The organism is Pseudoxanthomonas sp. G3, from assembly GCF_057654715.1.
Genome location: NZ_CM172805.1, coordinates 903,690 through 928,185, shown reverse-complemented (window position 1 = coordinate 928,185; position 24,496 = coordinate 903,690). Strand labels below are relative to the sequence as shown.

At 67.8% G+C, this 24,496-nt stretch carries 16 protein-coding genes; 4 read left to right on the top strand and 12 right to left on the bottom strand.

The genetic code is table 11. From position 1 onward, the window contains the following. Nucleotides 1-89 precede the first annotated feature (89 nt). Nucleotides 90-989 (top strand): DUF3011 domain-containing protein, encoded by a 900-nt coding sequence (locus tag AC23D6_RS04165; RefSeq protein WP_487751567.1) that lies wholly within the window; start codon nt 90-92, stop codon nt 987-989. A 15-nt stretch (nt 990-1,004) separates the two neighbouring features. On the opposite strand, the gene AC23D6_RS04160 is transcribed toward AC23D6_RS04165, so the two are convergent. The 4 genes from AC23D6_RS04160 to AC23D6_RS04145 all read right to left on the bottom strand — a co-directional run bounded on the left by AC23D6_RS04160 (nt 1,005) and on the right by AC23D6_RS04145 (nt 6,433). Continuing rightward, nucleotides 1,005-1,604, bottom strand: coding sequence for a hypothetical protein (locus tag AC23D6_RS04160; RefSeq protein WP_487751566.1), 600 nt, complete (start codon nt 1,602-1,604; stop codon nt 1,005-1,007). 46 nt (nt 1,605-1,650) lie between these two features. Beyond that, on the bottom strand, nt 1,651-4,077 hold the full coding sequence (locus tag AC23D6_RS04155; RefSeq protein WP_487751565.1) for a hypothetical protein: 2,427 nt from the start codon (nt 4,075-4,077) through the stop codon (nt 1,651-1,653). A gap of 116 nt (nt 4,078-4,193) precedes the next feature. After that, a complete protein-coding gene (locus AC23D6_RS04150; protein ID WP_487751564.1) occupies nt 4,194-4,520 on the bottom strand; it encodes an FmdB family zinc ribbon protein in 327 nt (108 codons plus the stop codon). 62 nt (nt 4,521-4,582) lie between these two features. Beyond that, nucleotides 4,583-6,433 (bottom strand): ABC-F family ATP-binding cassette domain-containing protein, encoded by a 1,851-nt coding sequence (locus AC23D6_RS04145; protein ID WP_487751563.1) that lies wholly within the window; start codon nt 6,431-6,433, stop codon nt 4,583-4,585. Between the two features lie 202 nt (nt 6,434-6,635). Here AC23D6_RS04145 and AC23D6_RS04140 point away from each other — a divergent pair, with 202 nt between their 5' ends. After that, nucleotides 6,636-9,038, top strand: coding sequence for a TonB-dependent receptor plug domain-containing protein (locus tag AC23D6_RS04140; protein WP_487751562.1), 2,403 nt, complete (start codon nt 6,636-6,638; stop codon nt 9,036-9,038). A gap of 161 nt (nt 9,039-9,199) precedes the next feature. Continuing rightward, nucleotides 9,200-10,888, top strand: coding sequence for a YbaL family putative K(+) efflux transporter (gene ybaL / locus AC23D6_RS04135; protein ID WP_487751561.1), 1,689 nt, complete (start codon nt 9,200-9,202; stop codon nt 10,886-10,888). Nucleotides 10,889-10,897: 9 nt separating this feature from the next. Here ybaL and AC23D6_RS04130 read toward each other — a convergent pair whose 3' ends face one another. The 4 genes from AC23D6_RS04130 to AC23D6_RS04115 all read right to left on the bottom strand — a co-directional run bounded on the left by AC23D6_RS04130 (nt 10,898) and on the right by AC23D6_RS04115 (nt 18,214). Further along, the gene (locus tag AC23D6_RS04130; RefSeq protein ID WP_487751560.1) at nt 10,898-13,162 is read right to left on the bottom strand and encodes an EAL domain-containing protein; all 2,265 of its coding nucleotides are present in this window, start codon (nt 13,160-13,162) and stop codon (nt 10,898-10,900) included. Nucleotides 13,163-13,312: 150 nt separating this feature from the next. Continuing rightward, a complete protein-coding gene (gene clpB / locus AC23D6_RS04125; protein ID WP_487751559.1) occupies nt 13,313-15,916 on the bottom strand; it encodes an ATP-dependent chaperone ClpB in 2,604 nt (867 codons plus the stop codon). Between the two features lie 97 nt (nt 15,917-16,013). Further along, complete coding sequence (locus tag AC23D6_RS04120) at nt 16,014-17,624, bottom strand: SulP family inorganic anion transporter (RefSeq protein WP_487751558.1); 1,611 nt, start codon at nt 17,622-17,624, stop codon at nt 16,014-16,016. Between the two features lie 116 nt (nt 17,625-17,740). Continuing rightward, nucleotides 17,741-18,214 carry a DUF3574 domain-containing protein gene (locus AC23D6_RS04115; RefSeq protein ID WP_487751557.1) on the bottom strand — a complete coding sequence of 158 codons (474 nt, stop codon included), beginning with the start codon at nt 18,212-18,214 and terminating at the stop codon, nt 17,741-17,743. Between the two features lie 328 nt (nt 18,215-18,542). Here AC23D6_RS04115 and AC23D6_RS04110 point away from each other — a divergent pair, with 328 nt between their 5' ends. Then, complete coding sequence (locus tag AC23D6_RS04110) at nt 18,543-20,966, top strand: TonB-dependent receptor plug domain-containing protein (protein WP_487751556.1); 2,424 nt, start codon at nt 18,543-18,545, stop codon at nt 20,964-20,966. Nucleotides 20,967-21,508: 542 nt separating this feature from the next. Here AC23D6_RS04110 and AC23D6_RS04105 read toward each other — a convergent pair. The 4 genes from AC23D6_RS04105 to rluD all read right to left on the bottom strand — a co-directional run bounded on the left by AC23D6_RS04105 (nt 21,509) and on the right by rluD (nt 24,409). Further along, nucleotides 21,509-21,925, bottom strand: coding sequence for a thiol-disulfide oxidoreductase DCC family protein (locus tag AC23D6_RS04105; RefSeq protein WP_487751555.1), 417 nt, complete (start codon nt 21,923-21,925; stop codon nt 21,509-21,511). 218 nt (nt 21,926-22,143) lie between these two features. Next, a complete protein-coding gene (locus AC23D6_RS04100) occupies nt 22,144-22,683 on the bottom strand; it encodes a DUF4166 domain-containing protein (RefSeq protein ID WP_487751554.1) in 540 nt (179 codons plus the stop codon). Then, a complete protein-coding gene (pgeF, locus tag AC23D6_RS04095; RefSeq protein ID WP_487751553.1) occupies nt 22,668-23,438 on the bottom strand; it encodes a peptidoglycan editing factor PgeF in 771 nt (256 codons plus the stop codon). The genes AC23D6_RS04100 and pgeF overlap by 16 nt, the downstream gene beginning before the upstream one ends. Beyond that, complete coding sequence (gene rluD / locus AC23D6_RS04090) at nt 23,435-24,409, bottom strand: 23S rRNA pseudouridine(1911/1915/1917) synthase RluD (protein ID WP_487751552.1); 975 nt, start codon at nt 24,407-24,409, stop codon at nt 23,435-23,437. Before rluD ends, pgeF begins: the two co-directional genes overlap by 4 nt. Nucleotides 24,410-24,496 lie beyond the last annotated feature (87 nt).

Below are 24,496 nucleotides of genomic sequence, written 5' to 3'. Positions count from 1 at the left end.
CCGGTCCCCCGCCCGCCGGCCCCACCTCCGCCCCTGCACGGGCTTAACGGGCCCGGCGTATGCTGGCGCCTCCCTAGGAGGGTGCCACCATGAAGAAGCCGTTGTTGCAGTCCGTCCTCGTACTGTTGCTGGCCTTCGTGGCCGGCGGCGCCATCGCCCAGGTCAGTACGCGGGCCTACGCGCCGGAAAACCTGCGCCAGCTGTCCGTCCAAGACCAGACACGCGTCATCAGCCTGGAATATTCGGAGCAATCCCGCGGTCGCCGCATCCCCGACGACCAGCTCCGCTTCTACCTGGACCAAGTCAACCGCTCCAACTGGACCTTCAGCCGGATCAAGCAGGACATTGCCCAGTCGCTCGGTGGCAGCAACGGCGGCTGGAATCCCAACCCCCCGCCCACCGGCAACACCATCCTCTGCGAGAGCAAGAGCGGCGACGCCAGGCGCTGCACGCCGCCGTGGCGCGGGCAGTCGCGCCTGGTGCGGCAGCTCTCCAACAGCCGCTGCGAGGAAGGCGCCACCTGGAGCTCGCAGGACGGCTTGATCACCGTGTGGAAGGGCTGTCGCGGCGAATTCGCGCCGGGCCTGGCGGCCGGCGGCACGATCCGCTGCGAAAGCAACGATGGCCGCGGCCGCACCTGCCGCACGCCGTGGAGCGGCCATTCGCGGCTGACCCGGCAGCTGTCGAGCGCGGCCTGCGTCGAAGGCCGGAGCTGGCAGTCGCAGCAGGGCCAGGTCTACGTGGGCAACGGCTGCCGCGCCGAGTTCGGCCCGCGCGTGGGCAGCGGCGGCGGCTCCAGCGACTACTCCGTCACCTGCAGCAGCGAAGACAACCGCCGCAGGACCTGCGCCTACAACCCGCGCGAGGGGCGGCCGATCCTGCTGCAACAGATTTCCAATGCCAGCTGCCGCGAGGGTTACAGCTGGGGCTATACCGGCACGCAGGTGTGGGTGGACCGGGGTTGCCGCGGCCGCTTCGGACCGCGCTGACCCGTCGACCCAGACTCAGCCGTCGGCGCCCCAAGGTGCCGGCGGCGGTTCGACCGGCGCGGTCAGGTCGAATTCCACCCGGAACAGCCGGCCGTTCGGCCGGCTGAGTTCATAGACGAAGGTCTTTCCCGGCACCAGCTCCATCGCCCAGGTATTGGTCACCGAAGCCGCCAGGCCTTCGCGCTCGAACATCACGACCGAATCCGCATCCACCGGGAACGCCTGCCGTTGCGTCGTGCCCGCCTCCGCGGTGTCGCCGCCATACATCGTCACCGCATCCGGACTGCCGTCTTCATGGCGGTGATCGTGCTTCAGCCGCAGGCCCGTGTCGGTACGCCACAGCACCCAGGTACGCGAGCGATCTTCGCCCACGTGAAAGGGAATGCGTATCTCCCGCGTCGGATCGTCGCAACCCCGCACGTGCATGACCAACGGTTTGCCTTCGAAAGGATCAGGCGTGGTCGCTGCGGGCTGGTTGGCGGTAATGCGGCCGGCATAGGCCTTGCCGCAGTGCTCAGTCAGCGAGGCGAGGAACGCATCCGCCGGCGCGATGGCGGGCGACGAGGCGCACCCCACCAGACACAACGCGGCCAGCGCGACCAGACGATTCCTCATGGCATCCCCTTTTTGCTCAGAGGGATGCACCTTACACCGTGCTTGCTCAACGCGAGGGAGAACGCGCCGCCTGGGACTCCATCTTCGCGGGTGTCATCCAGGGCTTATCCCCTGAAGGTGCGACGGGTCGGGAAGAGGCCTCAGGCGGCGCCCTTTCATCCTCACGACTGTGGCGTCTTGGATGCTCTGCACGCCCACCGACATTCCGGGGCTCCTTCGACAGGGCGCTGGCGCCGGCAATCGTCCAGACATCCTCGGTTGCATCCCGACAGGCCGGGCAACTGTCATCGCGCTCCACCGTCTTTTCGTACCGCGGCCGAAGCAGCGGAATGCGTGCGACGATCCGACGAGGCTTCCCGACAACCGGCGCACGCCCGGCCCCTGACGCCACCGATGTAGTGCCCGCCAACGGAACGGACGTCTCCACCTTGGGGAAAACGTCGATGCATTCGACGCTCTCGCACATCTGGAAGCCCAGCCGCGAATAATCCCTGGTGATCGAAAAACGGTTCTGTTGGCCGGGAGCGGCCCCGAGATCGGGGTAACTGACCTGGTATCGTTCCTCGACCCCGTAGTAGCTGCCGCGCGCCAGCGTGATCGGGCGGAAGTATCGGACCAGTGCGCTGCAGGATGTCGCGCCCGCGGCAATGACGGATGCCGTGCAGCCGTCCACCTGCCGACTCGAGCCGTCGGGATAGCGCGCGCTCGCACGGATGTTGTAGATGCCGAAGCCTGTCATGCTCCAGCGATGATTCTCGGCACTGTTGCCGTTATCGCCCTGAACGGAATAGGCACTGCTGCCATCAGCGAGCCGAGTAAAGCTTACGGAGGTGTCCAGCCCGACATAGGACGGCGGTTGGGCGATCTGGTAACCGTTGCGCCAGCTCCCCAGCGGCTGAATCATCGACGGTTGATAGCTCTCGAACTGATACAGGAATGATGGAGTGAGTCCCAGCAAGGTCTCACCCAGCGTGCTTCCCTGCAGGGAACGGGAAAGGAAGACCGTCGGCACCACCGCCCTGCCAACGGTCCCCGATTGCAGCCGCCAGAAGTGGGTCTCGGTCTGGCCGTTATTGATCGTTAGACGGGTCCCGTTGTCGATCGCCGCGCCAAAGGGCGTGGAGCCCGTCGGCACGACCGGCTCTCCCTCTCCGCTGAGCGGCCTGCCCTGCTCAAGGGTGAGGCCTGTACCGGGGAACTCGAACCTGTGCAGCGGATGACCGCATGTCGCCAGCCGTTCGGCGAACCCCACTTCCGACTCGATACAGAGCCACGGAAGCGTGAATTGCAAACTGGAGAAGGACCAGGCGTTCGGCCTGACCCAACTGTCGAGATCGGTCGCCGAGAGCACGCGATATTCGGTGACCGGCACCGGAGGCGAAGACGGGGACGACATGTCCGTATCCAGCCAGTCGGACCGCACCGCCCATACGCTGATGCCCCCACTGCGCGCCACCCGCTGAAGGACGTGTCCTTGCGACGTCCGCTGGATGGAGGCGCTGACCGGTTCCGTTCGCTGGTACCGGTGAATAACGGAAGTGCGCGGCGTAAGGACGACCCGCCCCTCGCCGTCGAGGGTGATCGCATAGTTGGGACTTACGAGCGGACGGTCCTCGTGAAAATTGACCGATCCATCGGCGACCCGCTCGAGCAGGCGCGTGGTACCCGTGTAACCCGGATACTGCGTCACCGAAAGGCCGCCCAGCATCAGCATGCGCGAAGGCAGCTCCGAAAGATCCGTCACCCGCGAGCCTGCCGGCTGGTCGAACAGGGATCCGGACCATGTCGAATACGCGGGCAGGTACGGCCAAGCCTTGAATGCATTGCGATCCGCACTGAACGCATACCCGTCTTCATATCCGGCGGGCATCGGCAACTCGCCGGCGGCGATCTTGCGCAGCGCATAGGAAAGCGCGCTTAGCCCATCGTGCGCAACGGCGCGCGTCGTCTGATCCAGTTCGGCGTCTGTGCCCGGCCGCCTGCCCAGTGCGTATTCGATGTGCCGCATCAATGCCGTGCTCAGGGCGGAAACGCGAAGCCCGGTATGTTCCTGCAGATCGAGCCGGCCATCGCCGCCCGCCAGACCGGCCAGACGGGACGCGCTGCCCAGCAGGCTGGCTTGGCGGCCCCTTGTGGAGCGCACTTCGACAGACACCATGCGATCGGTGTCCATCAGGTAGAGAGTCGCCTCGAAGTACTGGCCCTGTACGGTGACCGGAAGCACCTCGTTGCCGACCCGTATTTCCACCGATTGCAACGCGTCGCCCGGAGCCAGCGGCATCACTTCGCCAGCCAGACGCAGCTGTGCCGGCGGTACCAGCGGATGCGACCCGTTCATTCGAAGCGCGCCGGCAGGCGGGGCCGCTTGGGCCGCAACCTGCAGGACCGGTATCGACCGCGTGGCAATGCCCGCAACGGCGGCCATCGCGCCCATGACGCACATGGCCAAAACGGCCATCCCTGCCTTCGACATCGCCCCCTCCTGTTGATCGACCCCGACACGCCAGACGCGTGTACCCCGGAGGGCCGTGCGAAGAGGCTACCGCGCAGGCGGTATCCGCGTCGAGCCGGGCCGTGTGGCCCGCGCCATCAGGATGCCGACGGCGTCGACGGCTTCGATTCCGTCTTCGCCGGCGTGCTTTCGGTTTTCGCCGGCGTGGCGTCAGCGGGCTTGGATTCGCTGGACGGCTTCGCGCCTTCGCCGCCGTCGGCCAGGTTGCGCTTCTTGTCGCCGTCCTTCTTGAAGTCGGTCTCGTACCAGCCGCTGCCGGCGAGGCGGAACGACGGCGCCGTCAGCTGCCGCTTCACCGCCTGCTTGCCGCAGGCCGGGCAGGAGTCGGGATCGGGGTCGGACAGCTTCTGCAGGCGGTCGAAACTGTGGCCGCACTGGGTGCATTCGAAGGCGTAGATGGGCATGGCAGTCGATCGGAGGTGGGACGAAAGAACGTGAGGCTTACTGGGGACGCAGTGCGGTCGAATCAAGCCTCGTCGTACAACGCGGACCAGGCTTCTTCCGCCCGGGCGAGTTGCTGCTGGAGTTCGTCGCGCTCGCGGCCCAGCCGGGCGGCGAGGTCGGTGTCCGCGTAGGTCTTCGGGTCGGCCAGGCGCGCGTCCACATCCGCCAGCTTTCCCTCGAGGTCGGCCACTTTCGCCTCGGCCGCGGCCAGCTTCACCGGATTGACCTTGCGCGCTGGTGCTGGCGTGGCCTTCGGCGGCGGTGCAGGCTCATTGCGCAGCGGCTTGCTGCCTTGTGCGGTCGAACGTGTCCGCAGCCAGGCCGCGTATTCGTCCAGATCGCCGGCGAACGGTTCGACCACGCCGTCGGCGACACGCCAGAACGTATCGCAGACCAGGCCGATCAGATGACGGTCGTGCGAGACCATGACGATGGCGCCGTCGAAGTCGCTGAGCGCTTCGGCCAGCGCTTCGCGCATCTCCAGGTCGAGGTGGTTGGTGGGTTCGTCGAGCAGCAGCACGTTGGGCTGCTGCCACGCGATCAGGGCCAACGCCAGGCGCGCGCGCTCGCCGCCGGAGAATCCGTCCACCGGCTCGAACGCGCGGTCGCCGGGGAAGTTCCACTTGCCGAGGAAATCGCGGAAGGACTGGTTGCTGCCGTCCGGCGACAGTTCGCGGAAATGATCCATCGGCGACTGGCCTTCATGCAGCGACTCCACCGTGTGCTGGGCGAAGTAGCCGATCCTCAGATCCGGATGCGCCATGCGGTCGCCAGCCAACGGCGGCAATTCGCCCACCAGCGTCTTCACCAGCGTGGTCTTGCCCGCGCCGTTGGGGCCGAGCAGGCCGATGCGCTGCCCTGCCTCCAGACCGAAGCCGACGTTGTGCAGGATCACCGCGTCCGGACCGTAGCCGGCCTCCACGTGGTTCAGGCGTATCAGCGAGAATGGCAGCCTCGCCGGTTCGGCGAACTCGATGCGGAACTCGCGCTCGGCGCGCACCGCCTCGGTGCCGGCCAGTTTGGCCAGGCGCTTCATGCGGCTCTGGGCCTGCGCCGCCTTCGAGGCCTTGGCCTTGAAGCGGTCGATGAAGCTCTGCAGGTGCGCTCGCTCGGCCTGTTCCTTCTCGTGCGCGATCTGCTGCTGACGCAGTTGTTCGGCGCGCTGTCGCTCGAAGTCGGTGTAGCCGCCGGTGTACAGCTTCGCGCCGCCGCCATGCAGGTGCAGCGTGTGGGTGGCGACGTTGTCGAGGAACTCGCGGTCGTGCGAGATCAGCAGCAGCGTGCCGGGATACTTCAGCAGCCACTGCTCCAGCCAGAGCACCGCGTCCATGTCGAGGTGGTTGGTGGGTTCGTCGAGCAGCAGCAGGTCGCTGGGCATCATCAGCGCTCGCGCCAGGTTCAGGCGCACGCGCCAGCCGCCGGAGAACGACGACACCGGGCGATGGTGCGTATCGGCCGGGAAGCCCAGGCCGTGCAGCAGCTTGCCGGCGCGCGCTTCGGCGTCGTAAGCGCCCATCTCGGCCATCTTCTGGTGCGCGTTGGCGACGGCTTCCCAGTCTTCGCGTGCGGAGGCGTCGGCTTCGGCCTTCAGCACGGCCGCCACCTCGGTGTCGCCGCCCAGGACGAACGACAGCGCCGGATCCGGCAGGGACGGGGTCTCCTGGGCCACGCTGGCGATGCGGACCTTGCCCGGCAGGTCGAGGTCGCCCTTGTCGGCTTCCAGCTCGCCCTGCACGGCGGCGAACAGGCTGGACTTGCCCGCGCCGTTGCGCCCCACGACGCCTACGCGATAGCCCGCGTGCAGGGTGAGGTCGACGTTGGACAGCAGCAGGCGCTCGCCGCGGCGGAGCGCGAAATTACGAAGGGAAATCAAGAAACAACCTACGGGGATTTGGGGGGAAGCGGCCGCGTAGTTTATCGGTAGCGGGCCGCATCACAGTTGTTAAGAATCCATTGACATCCATGTCATAGGGCGGTAACAAAGACATTGATGCACCGCACAAAAGTGATTTCAGCAGCAACTTTCCTGCCACCATCGACTTGCTGCGCCGTCCTTCCATCCCGTTGGAGCCACCATGACCCGCAAGCTTTCACCCCTCGCCTTCGCCGTCGCCCTGGCACTCGCCGCGCCCACCGCCCTCGCACAGGAATCGACTCCGTCCGAGGCGCAGACCCTCGACACCCTGATCGTGACCGGCACCCGCGTAGCCGACCGCACGGTGGCCGAGTCCACCGCGCCGATCGACATCATCACGCCCGACGTGCTGGAGTCCACGGGCACGGTGGAACTGGCGACCGCGCTGTCGCGGGCCGTGCCTTCGCTGAACTTCCCGCGCGCCGCGATCAACGACGGCACCGACGCGATGCGGCCGGCGCAGCTGCGCGGCCTGGCCCCTGACCACACGCTGGTGCTGGTGAACGGCAAGCGCTACCACCCCGGTGCCCTGGTCAACGTCAATGGCAGCCAGGGGCGCAGCTCCTCGCCGGTGGACCTCAACTCGATCCCGATCTCCGCCATCGAGCGCGTGGAAGTGCTGCGCGACGGTGCGTCCGCGCAGTACGGCTCCGATGCCATCGCGGGCGTGATCAACATCGTGTTGAAGGGCGCCGACAGCGGCGGCAGCGTCAGCGTGACCGGCGGCGGCTACAGCGCCGGCGACGGTCGCCAGTACCAAGCACTGGCCGATGCCGGCTTCAAGCTCGGCGAGAGCGGCAAGGTGCATTTCGCCGCGCAGGCCGGCCACCAGGACCAGACCGACCGCGCACGCCCCTTCCTAGGCACCGTGACGGCGACCAGCGCGCCCGCCGGCAAAGTGGTGCAGCGTTACGGTGATCCCGAAGTCGACAACGCCTCGTTCCTCTACAACGGCGAGGTCGCCGTCACCGACTATCTGACGTTCTATTCCTACGGTCTGTACACCAAGCGCGAAACGCTCTCCAACGGCTTCTTCCGCCCGGCGGGCGACTCGCGCAACATCCCGTCGATCTATCCGGACGGCTTCCTGCCGCAGATCTTCAACACGTCCACCGACGTCAGTTTCTCCAGCGGTATCAAGACCTTCACCGACGGCGGGACCAACATCGACATCAGCTATACCTATGGCAGCAACGAACTGGAGTTCGACATCCAGAACACGTTGAACCGCAGCCTGGGGCCGACCTCGCCGACCGCGTTCTACGCCGGCTCGCTGGAGCTCAAGCAGCACGTGCTGAATTTCGATTTCAACAAGCAACTGGACTGGGGCCTGGCCTACCCGATCACCCTGTCCTACGGCGCGGAGTGGCGTGGCGAGAAGTTCACCATCGGCGCAGGTGAGCCTGGGTCCTACATCAACGGCGGGGTGTTGATCGGCGGGGCACCCGCGCCGTCCGGCGCGCAGGTGTTCCCCGGCTTCCGGCCGAGCGACAGCGGCAGCTTCGACCGCAACAACATCTCGTTCTACGCCGGCCTGGAAGGCGACCTGACCGAGAAGCTGTCCGCCGGCGTAGCCGTACGCTACGAGGATTACAGCGACTTCGGCGACACCACCACCGGCAAGCTGACGGGACGCTACGCGTTCAATGACGCGGTGGCGCTGCGTGCGACCGCCTCGACCGGTTTCCATGCGCCCTCGCTACAGCAGCAGTACTACCAGACCACGTCGACCAACTTCATCGGCGGCCTGCCCTTCGACCTGGTGACGTTCCGCGTGACCAACCCGGCCGGCATCTCGCTAGGCGCCGAGCCGCTGAAGGCCGAGGAGTCCGAGAACCTCAGCCTGGGCCTGGTGCTCACGCCGATCGAGAACCTGTACGTGACCATCGATGGGTACCACATCAAGGTCAAGGACCGCATCACGCTGTCGGAGAACCTGACCAGCACGGCGGTGCGCACCTGGCTCAACGCGAACGGTTTCCCGGATGTCGCCGGCGGCCGTTACTTCACCAACGCGCTGGACACGACCACCAAGGGCGTCGACATCGTCGGCACCTACAAGTGGGCGTTGGCGAGCAGCACGCTCGACTTCACCACCGGCTACAACTACAACAAGACCGAGATCGACCGCGTGGCGCCGAATCCGGCCGCGCTGACGGCGATCGATCCCACCGCCTTGCGTTTCGGCCGCGTGGAGCTGGGCCGGTTCGAAGTAGGTGCGCCGCGCGACAAGTTCTTCCTCAACGGCATCTGGACCAAGGGCGGCTTCAGCGTCAGCACCACGGCCACCCGCTACGGCGAGTTCACCATCCTCAACGCCAACCCGGTTCTGGACCAGACCTTCGGTGCGAAGTGGCTGTTCGACCTGGCCTTCAGTTACAAGACCGGCGGTTGGGAGTTCACCGTCGGCGGCGACAACGTGCTGGACGAGTACCCGGACGAGAACATCTTCATCTCCCCGGCGTTGAACACCTCGACCACCGGCCAGCTGCCGTATCCGTCGCAGAGTCCGTTCGGCTTCAACGGCGCCTATGCATACGGGCGGATCAGCTACACCTGGTAGACCAGCGCTTCGTGCCTCATCGGAACGCCCCGCCCCGCGCGGGGCGTTTCGTTCGGGCGGGCGCGAAGGCGTGATGGAGCGGCGAAGCGCGTCACCGGTTTGCGGCCATGCGTGCGCATCGGCGACACTCGACCGATCACGCCGAGGAACTCCGCCATTCGATGCACCATGACGCCGACCTGATCAACATCATCGCGGTAGGGCTCGCCCTGGCTTTCGTGCTGGGCGCGCTCGCGCACAAGCTGCGCTTCTCCCCGCTGGTCGGTTACCTCATCGCAGGCATCTTCGTCGGCCCGTTCACCCCCGGCTTCGTGGCCGACCAGGCGCTGGCCAACCAGCTGTCGGAACTGGGCGTGATGCTGCTGATGTTCGGCGTGGGCCTGCACTTCTCGCTGGAAGATCTGCTGGAGGTCAAGGCGATCGCCATCCCCGGCGCCATCGCGCAGATCGTCGTCGCGACCGGCCTGGGCTGGGCGCTGGCCTGGGGCATGGGCTGGACACCGCTCAACGGTTTCGTGTTCGGCCTGGCCCTGTCGGTGGCCAGCACCGTGGTGCTGTTGCGCTCGATGGAAGAGCGTCGCCTGCTGGAGACGAAGCGCGGCCGGATCGCCGTGGGCTGGCTGATCGTCGAGGACCTGGTAATGGTGCTGGCGCTGGTGATGCTGCCGGTGCTGGCGTCCACCTTCGGTCCCGAGACAGGCGGTGAGGAAGCGACCTTCGGGCGTTTCGTGGTGGCGATCGCCTGGACCCTCTTCAAGCTCGGCGCCTTCGTCGCGTTCATGCTGCTGGTCGGGCGGCGGGTGATCCCGTGGACGCTGGAGAAAATCGCGGCCACCGGCTCGCGCGAACTGTTCACGCTGTCGGTGCTGGCGATCGCGCTGGGCGTGGCGTTCGGCTCCGCCACGCTGTTCGGCGTGTCGTTCGCGCTGGGCGCGTTCTTCGCCGGCATGCTGCTCAACGAATCGGAACTGAGCCACAAGGCCGCCAACGATTCGCTGCCGCTGCGCGATGCGTTCGCGGTGCTGTTCTTCGTCTCGGTGGGCATGCTGTTCAACCCCGCCATCCTCGTGGCGCATCCGTGGCAGGTGCTGGCCACGTTCGGCATCATCGTCGTCGGCAAGTCGCTGGCCGCGTTCTTCATCGTGCGCGCGTTCAAGCACCCTACCGGTACGGCACTCACCATCTCGGTCAGCCTGGCGCAGATCGGCGAGTTCTCCTTCATCCTCGCCGCGCTGGGCGTGTCGCTGAAGATCCTGCCGCCGGACGGCCGCGACCTGATCCTGGCCGGCTCGCTGCTGTCGATCATCGCCAACCCATTCCTGTTCTCCTGGCTGGACCGCTGGCAGAAGAAGCAGGAGGCGCTCGCACCCGTGGCTGCCCAACCGGAGGCGCCGCCGGGCCCCTCGCTGGACGTGACCGGTCACGCCATCATCATCGGCTACGGGCGGGTGGGCAGCGAACTGGCGCGCGTGCTGCGCGACCGCGGCGTGCCGCTGATCGTCATCGACGACAACGGCGACCACGTGGCCCGCGCGCACGATGCCGGGATCCCGGCGATCCGCGGCAGCGCGGCCGCAGACCGCGTCCTCGCCGAAGCGCATCCCGAGCGCGCGAAGATCGCCGTGCTGGCGATCCCCCAGCCGCTGGAAGCCGGCGAGGCGCTGGCGAAACTACGCGCGATCAATCCCTCTTTGACGCTGCTGGCCCGTGCGCACAGCGAGGGTGAAGTGAGGCACCTGCTCGAGCATGGCGCGGACGGTGCGGTGCTGGCCGAACGCGAACTGGCCTTCTCGCTGGCCGAGATGGTGATGGCCACCCCACCCTACCGCCCGCAGCGGACGGCCGGCTGAGCTTGCGGCTCACTCGCCCGGCGTGGCTTCGGTGACGGTCTCGGCCAGCACTTCGGCCAGCGGACGCGGTGCGCCATACAGATAGCCCTGCACGCGCTGCACGCCCAGCCGGCGCAGGCAGTATTCGGTGTCCTCGTTTTCGACGAACTCGGCGACCGTCACCGCACCGAAGGCCTTGGCCACCGCGACCGAGGCCTGCACCACCGCATAGTCCTTGCCGAGCTGCGCGACGTTGCGCACGAACGAGCCATCGATCTTGATGACGTCCACCGGCAGTTCGCGCAGGCGCGCGAAGCTCTGCATGCCGGTGCCGAAATCGTCGATGGCGATCCGGCACCCCAACGCGCGCAGGTCCGCCAGCAGGTGGCTGGCCGCGGCGGTGTTGGAGATGGCGGCGGTCTCGGTGACTTCGAAACAGAGGGCGCTCATCGGCAGCGGCGAACCGGCGAGCAGCGTGCGCAGTTCCACCTGGAAGCTCATCGACGCCAAGCTCTGGCCGGTGAGGTTGATCGCGATCTCCCGGCAGTGCGGCAGCGCGGCCGGCGACTTGCGCAACAGCCGGAACAGCGCGCGCACTACCGCCAGATCGAGCTCCGCGCCGCGGCCCGCGGCTTCCAGCGGCGCCATGAACCGCGCCGGGGACATGATCTCTCCTCGCTCGTCCAGCAGCCGGCAGAGCACCTCGCCGCTCAATGCATGCGGGTCGACACCGGGTGCGGGGGTGAGGTCGCGGATGGTCTGGAAGTAGAGCGCCACGCGCTCGTTGCGCAGGCTGGCCAGCGCCTCCGTGGCGTCATGCAGTTGCCGGCGGTGCGTTCGCCTGACTTGGGTATCGCCGGCGTCGTTGTAGCGCGGCCGCAGTTCGCCGTGGTGGCGCGCCTCGAAGGCCAGGTGCGAGGCCGTCACCACGGCCGCATCGATCACGCTGGCGCGGGTGCCGTTGAACGCGGCCACGCCCAGATACGGCAGCAGTCGGATCGGTTGGCCGCCGACGTCGATCTCCGCGTGCTCCACGCGCGCGACCACCCGCTCCCACAGGTCGGGATCGCCACCGGGCTTGGGCAGCAGGGCGAACTGGCCGGTACCGACGTAATAGGTTTCGACCAGGTCTTCCAATCGGCGCGCCGCCGCGTTCATCGCCTGCGCCTGCGTGTCCAGGCCGAAGCCCGCCACCAGCGTGTCGGTCTGGTCGAGCAGCAGATAGCCCAGCTCGGTACGCGACAACGGCTGGGTCACGCGCTCACGCAGCGCCTTGAGGTTCGGCAGGCCGGTGATCTGGTCGCGCAGGGTTTCCGCCGAGAGGCGTTCGGCCAGTTCGTGGCGGTCGCGGTGGGTCAGCCACAGGTACATCATCGCCAGCAGCAGGATGTTCACTTCCAGCGTGATGTGCAGCAGGTTGAAGAAACCCACCGCGCTGTTCGCGTATTCGGCCGTACCGGCCACCATGCCGACGAGCGACAGCAGCGTCAGCGACAGCGCCGCCATCGCCCAACGCGAAGAGAGGCGCAGCATGCCCCAGCCGAGCACCAGCAGCAGGGCGAAGCGGTAATCCATCAACACGAGATCCGGCGACGCCGCGCCGGTGTCGAAAGCGCGGCGCACCCGCACCGCGGCCCACACGCTGGCCGCCAGCCCGACGCCGAGCGCGACCGGCCACAGCCAGTGCGAGCCCGTATCCATCCGTGGGGCCGGGTAGCCTCGTTCACGCCACGCGACGACCAGCGGCAGGGTCACCACCGCCACCCCGAACTGCTTGGCGAAGAACATCTGGAAGACGGTGCTGACCGCCGCCGTCGACGTGGACACGGTGGCGATGCTGAACCCCACCAGCGCGAGCACCAGCGGATACAGCAGCAGGCCGAAGGCGGCGAAACGGAGCAGGTCGCGGCGCTGCACACGCTGGCCTTCCGCCCGCGGCCAGCCCATCCAGTGCGCGCTGAGCAGGCTCCAGCCGAAGGTGAAGAGGTAGCTCGCCGCTCCCCATGCCAGGACCACGCTGGGTTGCCAGGCATCGAAGTAAAGCTGGCGGACCGTCCATCCGGCGAACGTCAGCAGGAAGCACCCGGCCACCACGCGGCGGTCTCGCTCGAGCATAGCGATCGCCAGCAGCAGGCCGGCATGGAGGTGGATCAGCGAGGCATCGGCCAATTGGCCGAAGAAATCGATGCGGTAACTGACGGGCACTTGCTGCAGCACCAAACACAGGCCGCCGAGCAACACCACTTTCGTGCTGATGCCCGGGCCACGCGCGTGGCTGTCGGCGAGGTCGCCCATGCTTGCGGATCCCGTGTGTGCCTTCCCCCGGCGCCGTGCATCCTGACACGGAACACCACGCAGCGGCGAGTGCTGGGGCGCGACGCAGCACCTTCACGCATTACCCAACATAGGGGCGGACCGTTCGTCGGTCCGCCCATGACCGCGGCCTCAGCGCGGCGCGCGGTCGAACTGCAGGTGGCCGCCCGCGGCATGTACGCGCACCGTGTCACCGGTGCCGAATTCGCCGGACAGGATCTTCTGCGCCAGCGGATTCTCCAGCTGCGCCTGGATCGCGCGCTTCAGTGGCCGCGCGCCGTACACCGGGTCGAACCCGACATTGCCCAGCAGCGTCAGCGCCGAATCGTCGAGCTCGAGCACGATCTGGCGCTCGGCCAAACGCTTGGCCAGGTAGCGGGTCTGGATGCGGGCGATCTCGCGGATCTGCGCCTTGTCCAGCGGATGGAACACGACGATGTCGTCCAGCCGGTTGATGAACTCGGGACGGAAGTGCGCCTGCACCACGCCCATCACCGCGGCCTTCATTTGCGTGTAGCGCTCGGGCGTGTCCGCCGATCCATCACCCTCGGACATGTCCTGGATCAGGCTGGAACCGAGGTTGGACGTCATCACGATGACCGTGTTGCGGAAGTCCACCGTGCGGCCCTGGCCGTCGGTCAGGCGCCCGTCGTCCAGCACCTGCAGCAGGATGTTGAACACGTCCGGGTGCGCCTTCTCCACTTCGTCCAGCAGGATCACGCTGTACGGGCGACGACGCACGGCCTCGGTCAGGTAGCCGCCTTCCTCGTAGCCCACGTAGCCCGGGGGCGCGCCGACCAGCCGGCTGACCGCGTGCTTCTCCATGAACTCGCTCATGTCGATGCGCACCATCGCATCGCTGCTGTCGAATAGGAACTCCGCCAGCGCCTTGCACAGCTCGGTCTTGCCGACGCCGGTCGGGCCGAGGAACAGGAACGAGCCGCTCGGACGGTCCGGATCGGAAATGCCAGCACGCGAACGGCGCACCGCGTCGGACACGACCTTGATCGCCTCTTCCTGGCCGATCACGCGCCCGCGCAGCGACTGCTCCATCTGCAGCAGCTTCTCGCGCTCGCCTTCCAGCATCTTGCTGACCGGGATACCGGTCCAGCGGCTGACGACCTCGGCGATCTCCTCGTCGGTGACCTTGTCCTGCAGCAAGCGAAAGCCCTTCTGCTCGGCCTCCTGCGCAGCGGACAGCTGCTTCTCCAGCTCGGGCAACTGGCCGTACTGCAGCTCGCTCATGCGCGCGTAGTCCTGCTTGCGCTGCGCGGCTTCCAGCTCCAGCTTCACGCGCTCGATCTGCTCCTTGATCTTCGTCGCACCGGTCAGCGTGGCCTTCTCGGCCTTCCAGATCTCTTCCAGGTCGTTGAACTCGCGCTGCAGCGATTCGATCTCGGTCTCGAGATCGGCCAGGCGCTGCTTCGACTGCGCGTCCTTCTCCTTCTTCAGCGCCTCGCGCTGGATCTTGAGCTGGATCAACCGACGCTCCATCCGGTCCATCTCTTCCGGCTTGGAGTCGATCTCCATACGGATGCGGCTGGCGGCCTCATCCATCAGGTCGATGGCCTTGTCCGGCAACTGGCGGTCGGCGATATAGCGATGGCTCAGCGTCGCGGCGGCGACGATGGCGGGGTCGGTGATCTCCACGCCGTGGTGCACGGCGTACTTCTCCTTCAGCCCGCGCAGGATGGCGATGGTGTCCTCCACGCTGGGCTCGCCGACGAACACCTTCTGGAAGCGGCGCTCCAGCGCGGCGTCCTTCTCGACGTACTTGCGGTACTCGTCCAGCGTGGTCGCGCCGATACAGTGCAGTTCGCCGCGTGCCAGCGCGGGCTTGAGCATGTTGCCGGCGTCCATCGAACCCTCGGCCTTGCCGGCGCCGACCATGGTGTGCAACTCATCGATGAAGAGGATGATCTGGCCTTCGTTCTTGGCCAAGTCGTTGAGCACGCTCTTCAGGCGCTCCTCGAATTCGCCACGGAACTTCGCACCGGCGATCAGCGCGCCCATGTCCAGCGACAGCACGCGCTTGCCGCGCAGACCCTCGGGCACTTCGCCGTTGACGATGCGCTGGGCCAGGCCTTCGACGATGGCGGTCTTGCCCACGCCGGGCTCACCGATCAGCACCGGATTGTTCTTGGTACGGCGCTGCAGGACCTGGATGGTGCGGCGGATCTCTTCGTCGCGACCGATCACCGGATCCAGTTTGCCGGACTCGGCGCGCGCGGTCAGGTCGATGGTGTACTTCTCCAGCGCCTGACGCTGGTCTTCGGCGTTCTCGGATTGCACCTTCTCTCCTCCCCGCAGCCTTTCGATGGCAGCGCGCAGTTTCTGCTTGTCGGCCCCACTGGCTTTCAGTTCCTGCCCTGCAGCCCCGCTGTCGTCCAGCGCAGCCAGCAGGAACCACTCGCTGGCGATGTAGGTATCGCCGGCATCCTGCGCCAGCTTGTCGGTCACGTTGAGCAGGCGCGACAGATCGTTGCCGATCGACAGCTGGCCGGCCTGGCCGGTGACCTTCGGCAGCTTGTCCAGCGCCTCGCCCAGCCGCTCGCGCAGCACGGGCACGTTGACGCCGGCCTGCGCCAGCAACGGCCGCGTGCTGCCGCCCTGCTGCTCCAGCAGGGCGGTGAGCACGTGCACCGGTTCGATCATGGTGTGGTCGCGGCCCACGGCCAGCGACTGCGCGTCGGCCAGCGCCTGCTGGAAACGCGAGGTCAGTTTGTCCATCCGCATCGGGAGAACCTCTAGGAAGTCGGGGCCGGCGAACGCCAGCCGATGCTACCCAGATGCGGTTAAGCGCCGGTGTTTCAAGGCCCACTGAGACCCGGCTTCAACCGCCGGTCGGTCCCTCGGCCGGAGCAGACCCCTGCTTCTGCAGCGACAGCAGGCCCAGCAGCACCGCCAGCGCGGCGTAGGCGCCGGCAAACTGCCACAGGATCGTCGCGCGCAGGCCTTCGACGTCCCACGGCAGGTAGATGCCACCGCGCGGATCCACCGAATGGATGATGCCGAACAGCGTCAGCACCGCGCCGACGAGCAGCGCGACGACGGCACGGCCGTTGCGCCCGTCGATCATCGCCACCAGTGTGGTGGTCCAGATCATCGCGGTGATGATGAAGCCGTTGCCCAGGGTGACGATCGTGGCCAGGTCCGGCAGCCCGTGCCCGTCCACGCCTTCGTACAAGGCGGCGAAACGGTCTGGTGCGATCCACGCCGGGTTGCCGAACTTGATCGTCAGCAGGTACGCAACCGACGGCAGGAAGCCCAGCGCCACGGCGATGGCGTGCTTGCGCGGCGTTTCGGTGAAGGCTTGCACGGTGATGTCCAGGCCCACGTAGACGATGATCGGCGCCAGCACCGCGACCGGCAGCCACTGCACGAGCCCGGACACATAGCCGAGCACGCCGCCCAGGCCAATGAAGAGGCCGGTCAGCAGCGTATAGCCCTTGCGCGCGCCCATGTGCTTGTACGCGGGCTGGCCGATGTAGGGCGTGGTCTGCGCCACGCCGCCGCAGAAGCCGGCGACCAGCGTGGACACCGCTTCGGCCAGCAACACGTCGCGCGTGCGGTAGTCGTCGCCGGCCGCGCGCGCGCTTTCGCTGACGTTGATGCCACCCACCACCATCAGCAGGCCGAACGGCAACAGCAGCGGCAGGTAGGGCACGGTATAGGCCAGCCCCTCCAGCCAAGCCAGTGTGGGCAGCGGCAGGGTGAAGGCCAGCGGCACCGCGTCGGGCACTTTGAAGCCCGGTGCGCCCAGGCCGGCGAAACCGAGCCCGTAATACAGCGCCGTACCCACGATGAAGGCCAGCAGCACGCCGGGGATCTTCACCGGCAGCTTGCCCTTCGCCACCAGCACATACAGCAGCAGGCCGAAGGTGACGAACCCGACGATCGGCTGACGCAGCGTTTCGATCAGCGGCAGGAAGCCTAGCAGCGTCAGGGCGGCGCCGCCGATCGAGCCCAGCAGGCCAGCGCGCGGCACGGCACGCGTGACCGCATCGCCGAAGAACGACAGCACCAGCTTCAGCGCGCCCATCACCACCAGCGAGGCCATGCCGAGCTGCCAGGTGGCGGTGGCCGCCGCCTGTTCGTCCAGGCCCGCCTGCTTGAAGCCGACGAACGCCGGGCCCAGCACCAGCAGCGCCATGCCGATGCTGGTCGGCGCATCCAGGCCGAGCGGCATCGCGGTAACGTCGTCGCGCCCGGTCTTCGCCGCCAGCCGGTGCGCCATCCACGTATAGATCAGGTTGCCGACCAGCACGCCCAGCGCGGTGCCCGGGAACATGCGGGTGAACACCACCTCGGCCGGGAACTGGAAAATGCCGATCAGCGCGGCGGCGATGAAGCCGAGGATGGACAGGTTGTCCACCACGAGGCCGAAGAAACCGTTGAGGTCGCCGGGGACGAGCCACTTGCCGCTGCGGGTCTGGGAAGTCATGGGGAGAGGGCGAGGAATGAGTGGGGAGGAGTGAGGAGTGAGGAGTGAGCAAGGGCGAGGCATGGCGAGCGCGCGGCTTTCCGCTCACTCCTCACTCCTCTCCCCTCACTCCTGCGTCAAAAGGATACGTCGACCGCGTGCCGCGACCACAGCACCGATTGGTGGCCGGTGGCCTGCTTCCACGCCAGGCGGATCGCCTCGATGTCGGCTCGGCGCTGCGGGGTGTCCTCATGCAGCACCACCAGCACCTTGGTCTTCAGCCGATTGGGTTCCTTCGCGCCGCGGAACAGCCACTGGCCATAGGCATCGAAGACGGTCAGGCCGTCGGGGAAGCGCGCGGTCACTTCCTTGTCGAGGAAGGCACGCCAGGCCGCTTCGCTGATCGGCTCGGCCTGCGGACGGTCCGCGGGACCGGTCTCCTCACCCACGCCGAAATACAGTTCGCTGCGTACCCAGCCGGCCGCCTGCGCCGGTCGCGCGGCGTCGCCCTGAAGCGAAGCGGTGGTGGACGCCGGCGCATCCGCGGCGCCGAGGCTGGCGCAGCCGGACAGGGCCAGCGACGCGGCGAGGACAAGGCTTCTCAACAGCATGGGGAACTCCTGCGGGGGACGCGTACTGTCGATGGACATCATCGCGCATCGAAATAACCGCTGGGAATGACGACATGGTTTCCCGCCATGGCACGTAGCGGTCATCCGGCGGAACCGGCGGTGTAAGGTTTCGTCACCCCGGCGTCCACACAGACCGGGGATGACGACCCACACGACACCTCCTGTCCCGATGCCGACCGCACGACCCGTAGCCGCCCGCGTCCCTCCTGGTCTCTCCCCTCACGGGACCGGCGGCTGCGGCTGTCGTTGCCGCTGAGCGCATCCGTCGTCCGCACCTCTTCCCGTAAGCCAGCCCCCAGGAGTTCCCATGTCCCGCCTGACCGTAGCGCCGCTCGGCGCTGCCATCGCCTTTGCGCTCGCCCTGCCCGCTTTCGCCCAGCAGGCCCCGGCCGAGGGCGCCACCGATCTGGATGCGGTGATCGTCACCGGCACCCGCGCCACTGACCGCACCGCGCTGGAGTCCACCTCGCCCATCGACGTGCTGACCGCGGAGGACATCCGCAAGGCCGGCGTGCTCAACGGCGAACTCGGCAGCGCACTGCAGGCGCTGCTGCCCTCGCTGAACTTCCCGCGCCAGTCCAACTCCGGCGGCGCCGACCATATTCGCGCGGCGCAGCTGCGCGGCCTGAGCCCCAACCAGGTGCTGGTGCTGGTCAACGGCAAGCGCCGCCACACCAGCGCGCTGGTCAACACCGACAGCAAGATCGGCAAGGGCAACACGCCGGTGGATTTCAACGCCATTCCGGTCAGCGCGATCAAGCGCATCGAAGTGCTGCGCGACGGCGCCGGCGCCCAGTACGGTTCCGATGCCGTGGCCGGTGTCATCAACGTGATCCTCAACGACGCGCCGGAAGGCGGCGCCTTCGAAGCCAGTTACGGCGCGCACCACACCAAGGTGGAGCCGATCGACCAGACCGTCACCGACGGCCAGACCGGCTTCTTCAGCGCCCAGGTCGGCGACCGCATCGGCGACGGCGGCTTCTTCCGCGTCGGCCTGGAGTACAAGCAGCGCGAAGCGACCAACCGTGCCGGCTTTGACCAGATCCCGTTCTTCGAGGAGCAGACACCCGACAACCTGGCCTTGGCCGGCCAGCGCAACTACGTGCTGGGCGACGGCAGCTCGCGCGACCTCAACGCATGGCTCAACGCGGCCGTGCCGCTGGGCGAATCGGCCGAGCTGTACGCCTTCGGCACCTACCACCAGAGCGATACCGAAGGCGCCAACTACTTCCGCTACCCGGATGGCGTAGCCAACTGGAAGGAGGTCTACCCGAACGGCTACCGCCCGATCTCCGAAGGCGACAACCTGGACCTGGCCGGCGTGGCGGGCGTGCGCGGGCAATGGGGCAACTGGGATTACGACGCCAGCCTCAACCACGGCCGCAATGAATTCACCTACCGCCTGCGCAACTCGCTCAACGCCTCACTGGGCCCGACCAGCCCGACGCGCTTCAAGACCGGCGATTACGAGTCCGGCCAGACCCTGTTGAACGTCGACGTAAGCCGCGTGTTCGGCGCGCATACGTTCGCCACCGGCGTGGAACTCCGCCACGAGACTTTCGAGACCGGCGCCGGCGATCCTGCCTCGTACGCGGCCGGCCCCTACACCGACCGCCCGACCGGCTCGCAGGCCGGCGGCGGGCTGACGCCGCAGGACACCGCCGACCTCGACCGCGACGTGTCCAGCGTCTACGCCAGCCTCAGCAGCCAGTGGGGCGAGAAGTTCACCACCGACATCGCCGCGCGCTACGAGCACTACGACGACTTCGGCGGCGAGCTGACCGGCAAGCTGGCCGCCCGCTACGAATTCGCGCCCGCGTTCGCCCTGCGCGGCTCGGTGTCGAACAACTTCCGCGCGCCGTCGCTGAGCCAGATCGGCTTCGAATCCACATCCACCGGCTATGACGCGTCCGGCCAACTGACCCAGGGCCGCCTGCTGTCGGTCAACAACCCCATCGCCCGTGCGCTGGGCGCGCAGGACCTGGATCCGGAAAAGTCGCTGAACCTCAGTGTCGGCTTTACCAGCCGCATCGGTGAGCACTTCGATGTGTCGCTGGACGTGTTCCGCATCGACATCGACGACCGCGTGGCGCTTACCGAGCGCATCAGCGGCGACGCGCTGACCGACTTCGTGCTGGACAACTTTGGCGTGCCCGGCGTGCAGAGCGCCAACTTCTTCATCAACGCCGCCGACACCCGCACCGAAGGCGCCGAACTGGTGGCCAACTGGCGGCAGGCGCTGGGCGACGGCAACCTGCTGTTGACCGGCGCGTACAGCTACGCCAAGACCGAGCTGAAGAACATCGCGGCCACCCCGGCCGAACTGCTCGCCATCGATCCGAGCTATGTCCTGTTCGGCGTGGAAGAGAGCAATACGCTGACCGACGCCGCACCGCGCACGCGCGGCACCTTCACCGCCACCTGGGACACCACCCGATGGTCGCTGCTGGGTCGCGTGAGCCGCCACGGCAGCGCCAAGCGCGTGTTCAACTTCGGCGGCGGTTTCGAGCCCGAACAGACCTACGGTGCCGAGTGGCAGCTGGACGCGGAAGTCGAGTACCGCTTCTCGCCGAAGTGGAGCGTGGCCGTCGGCGGCCTGAACCTGACCGACGAGTACCCGGACCTGTCGAACGAGGACATCTACTACTTCGGCAACCTGCCCTACGACGTGCTGTCGCCCATCGGCAGCAACGGCGCGTACTACTACACCCGGGTGCGCTACACGTTCTGACACCCCTACGTCGCGCCGCTTCCGTAGCGGAGGCGGCCACCTACTGATCGGACGGGCGCCGCGTCACGGGAACGGACGGGCCACCGTCGCACGCGGCGGCTGGCTGGCCAGCTGCGCGCCGGCGCCCGGACGGTCAGACCGCGCAGCAAGAAACAGGCGGCCTGCAGGAAGAAGAACGCGTCGCCACGCGCCCGGATGGCGAACCACGCGGAAACCGCTTTGCGACTTGGCGCTGAGCGAAGACGTCGCAATGCGCGTGGACGGTGAACCACGGGGGCACCGCTTTCCAGCCCAGCATGAAGAACGCGTCGCCACGCGCCCGGGTGGCAAACCATGTGGAAACCGCTTTGCGACTTGGCGCTGAGCGAAGACGTCGCAATGCGCGTGGACGGTGAACCACGGGGGCACCGCTTTCCCGCCCAGCATGAAGAACGCGTCGCCACGCGCCTGGATGGCACCCCTGCGGAAACCGCCTTTGTGCTGGGCGAAGACATCGCAACGCGCGTGGACGGTAAACGACACGGTCGCGACTCACGTCGCTCCTACAGGAAGCGTGCCCGCTCTTCGTCCGTCGGCATGTGGCATGCGGTTGTCCCAAACCACGCGTATCGGTTGCGTGCCATCCAGCGGTAGAGCGGATTGCGCACGCAACGCGGCACCACCGCGATCACACCAGCGAGCCGCCACATGCCACCGAGGCCCGTCAGCACGCGACGGATCGCATCGCTATCCGCCCACGCACGCTCGCCCTCGACCAGCAGGAAGGACGCCGGATCGTCCGGATCCAGGCCATGTCCTGCGAGTAACGCACGACCGGCATCCGACTGCATCGCCGCGAAACGATAGCGACCCACGCGATCGTGCTTCAGCAGGAAGCGCACCCACCCGTTGCACAGCACGCAGATGCCATCGAAGACGATGACCGGCGCCTGCGGGCTGGATGGATCGTCTGTCGTCACGCAACGTCTCCGTCAAACAGGATGATGGCCCTCTCCCCGCATGCGGGGAGAGGGTGCCAACGGCGGGTGAGGGGCGAACGGAGCCTGCGCCCCATGTCGCCACCGCACGGGTGCAACGCGCGATGCATCGACGCGCGCTCCTTATGCCGGCAACGAGAAGCGCCCCTCATCCGCCCTCCGGGCACCTTCTCCCCGCGTGCGGGGAGAAGGATGGCCATTCACTCGTCGCGCACATCGAGCCACCCCCGGTAATGCACCAGTCGCCCGGCGAGCGGCAACGAAGCCCACACATCGAACGCGTAGCGCTCGCCGTCCGCAGACTCGCGCGCGCCAACGCCGGTGAACCAGCGCGACGGCAGCGACACGCCGAACACGCGGACCCACGCCACGCGCCAGGCGATCGCATCATCCGCGACGTCCAACCGGAAGCCGAACGTCGCCAGGCCCAGTTGTTCGCTCAGCACATCACCGTCGCGCCACAGTCGTGAGGGCATGGCGCGGCCGCCGATGAAACGGGTCCAGCCTTCCTGCTGCGGCGAGGCCTCGATCTCCACGCACAGCGGGCCCGATCCGGCCGGCGGCAGGTGCGTGGCGACGGCGAACAGCCGCGACAGCAGGCCCGGCCCGCGTTCGACATCGACTTCGCCCGCGTAACGGCGCCGGCCCTGCGCGACATGCAGCGCGCGCACCGGACCCGGCAGCGTGGCGAACGCCGGCCCCAGCAGCACGGCGAACAGCGGGCCTACGGCTGCATCCACGCCAGCGTGGCGATGCGGCCGCTGCGGCCGTCGCGGCGGTGGGAAAAGAAACGGTCGGGCTCGCTGATCGTGCAGAGATCGCCGCCATGGATGTCGTCTGCACGGATGCCATGCGCCACGAGGCGGCGGCGCGCGAGCGCGGGCAGGTCGGCCAGCCAGTGACCCGGACGCGTCGTCGCGAAGGCCGCGGCCGCGCCCGCATCCTGCGCGACGAAGGCATCGAAGACGTTCTCGCCGACTTCATAGCGCTGCGGCCCAGCGGCTGGGCCGATCCATGCGATCACGTCGGTCGCGAGCGTGCGCATCGCCGCCAGCGTCGCTTCCAGCATGCCCTTGGACAGGCCTGGCCAACCGGCATGCGCGGCGGCAATTTCGCTGCCGTCCTTCGCCGCGAATACCACCGGCAGGCAGTCCGCGGTGAGGATGGCCAGCACGACGCCGGGCACCGACGTCACCAGCGCATCGGCGACCGGTTCCGAGGCATCGGGATCGGCCGGCGCTTCCACGCGCAGCACGTCGATGCCATGCACCTGCTTCAGCCAGTGCGGCGCGGACGGCAGGCCGGCCAGCTCGGCCAGCTGCGCGCGGTTGCGCGCCACCACGGCCGGATCATCGCCATCGGCCGCGTACTTGTTGCCCAGGTTGAACGCGTCGAACGGCGCCTGCGACACGCCCGCGCCATGGCGCAGCGTGGTGAAGGCGTGCACGCCCACCGGTGCGGGCCAGCTGGCCGGCACGACAGGCGCACGGTTCACTTGCGCTGCGCCTGGGTATCCGCGCGCAGCGCCGCCAGCAGCGCGACCATGTCGGCCGGCACCGGCGCGGTGACCCGCACGGGCTCGCCGCTGACGGGGTGGGCGAATTCCAGCGTTTCCGCATGCAGGGCCTGTCGGCGGAAGCTGCGCAGCACCGCGACGAGGTCATCGCTGGCGCCCTTGGGCAGGCGCAGGGGGCCGCCGTACAGCGGGTCGCCGACGATCGGGTACTTGATGTGCGCCATGTGCACGCGGATCTGATGCGTGCGCCCCGTCTCCAGGCGGCACTCCAGCGCGGTGTGCGCACGGAAGCGTTCGCGCAGGCGGTAGTGCGTCACGGCGTCGCGCCCGTCCTCGCGCACCGCCATCTTCAGGCGATCACGCGGGTGGCGGTCGATCGGAGCGTCGGCGGTGCCGCCGGAGACCATCGCCCCGACCACCACGGCGAGGTACTGCCGGTGCACGTCGCGCGAAGCCAGCTGGGCCACCAGCGAGGTGTGCGCGGGCAATGTGCGCGCCACCACCATGACGCCGGAGGTGTCCTTGTCCAGGCGGTGCACGATGCCCGCGCGCGGCAGCGCCGACAGCGACGGGTCGCGGAACAGCAGCGCATTGACCAGCGTGCCGGTCGGATTGCCGGCGCCGGGGTGCACGACCAGACCGGCCGGCTTGTCCAGCACGAAGACGTGTTCGTCCTCGTACAGGATGTCCAGCGGGATGTCCTCCGGCTCGGCATGGGTCTGGGTGTCCAGGACCACGTCCAGGCTGGCGGTCTCGCCGCCGCGCACGGGGTCGCGGGGCCGGACCTGCTCGCCGTTGAGGCGCGCGTCGCCGGACTTGATCCATTCGGACAGGCGCGAGCGGGAGAACTCGGGAAAGAGCTCGGCGAGCACGGCGTCAAAGCGCCGGCCGGCCGCGTTGGCGGGCACGATGGCTTCGCGGGGGGTATCGGGGGAGTCGGTATCGGTCATGCGGAAGGCGTCCAGGGAGGCCTCGGCCTCGGTCCTATTGGCCGAATGTTCATGGCGAGGGCGGCGCCTAGGCTATCATCGACGGCC

Coding starts and splice junctions, on each gene's coding strand:
- AC23D6_RS04155 (WP_487751565.1), bottom strand. CDS start 4,077: ATGTCGAAGGCAGGGATGGCCGTTTTGGCCATGTGCGTCATGGGCGCG.
- clpB (WP_487751559.1), bottom strand. CDS start 15,916: ATGCGGATGGACAAACTGACCTCGCGTTTCCAGCAGGCGCTGGCCGAC.
- AC23D6_RS04160 (WP_487751566.1), bottom strand. CDS start 1,604: ATGAGGAATCGTCTGGTCGCGCTGGCCGCGTTGTGTCTGGTGGGGTGC.
- AC23D6_RS04150 (WP_487751564.1), bottom strand. CDS start 4,520: ATGCCCATCTACGCCTTCGAATGCACCCAGTGCGGCCACAGTTTCGAC.
- AC23D6_RS04110 (WP_487751556.1), top strand. CDS start 18,543: ATGTCCCGCCTGACCGTAGCGCCGCTCGGCGCTGCCATCGCCTTTGCG.
- AC23D6_RS04130 (WP_487751560.1), bottom strand. CDS start 13,162: ATGGGCGACCTCGCCGACAGCCACGCGCGTGGCCCGGGCATCAGCACG.
- AC23D6_RS04140 (WP_487751562.1), top strand. CDS start 6,636: ATGACCCGCAAGCTTTCACCCCTCGCCTTCGCCGTCGCCCTGGCACTC.
- rluD (WP_487751552.1), bottom strand. CDS start 24,409: ATGACCGATACCGACTCCCCCGATACCCCCCGCGAAGCCATCGTGCCC.
- ybaL (WP_487751561.1), top strand. CDS start 9,200: ATGCACCATGACGCCGACCTGATCAACATCATCGCGGTAGGGCTCGCC.
- AC23D6_RS04120 (WP_487751558.1), bottom strand. CDS start 17,624: ATGACTTCCCAGACCCGCAGCGGCAAGTGGCTCGTCCCCGGCGACCTC.
- AC23D6_RS04115 (WP_487751557.1), bottom strand. CDS start 18,214: ATGCTGTTGAGAAGCCTTGTCCTCGCCGCGTCGCTGGCCCTGTCCGGC.
- AC23D6_RS04165 (WP_487751567.1), top strand. CDS start 90: ATGAAGAAGCCGTTGTTGCAGTCCGTCCTCGTACTGTTGCTGGCCTTC.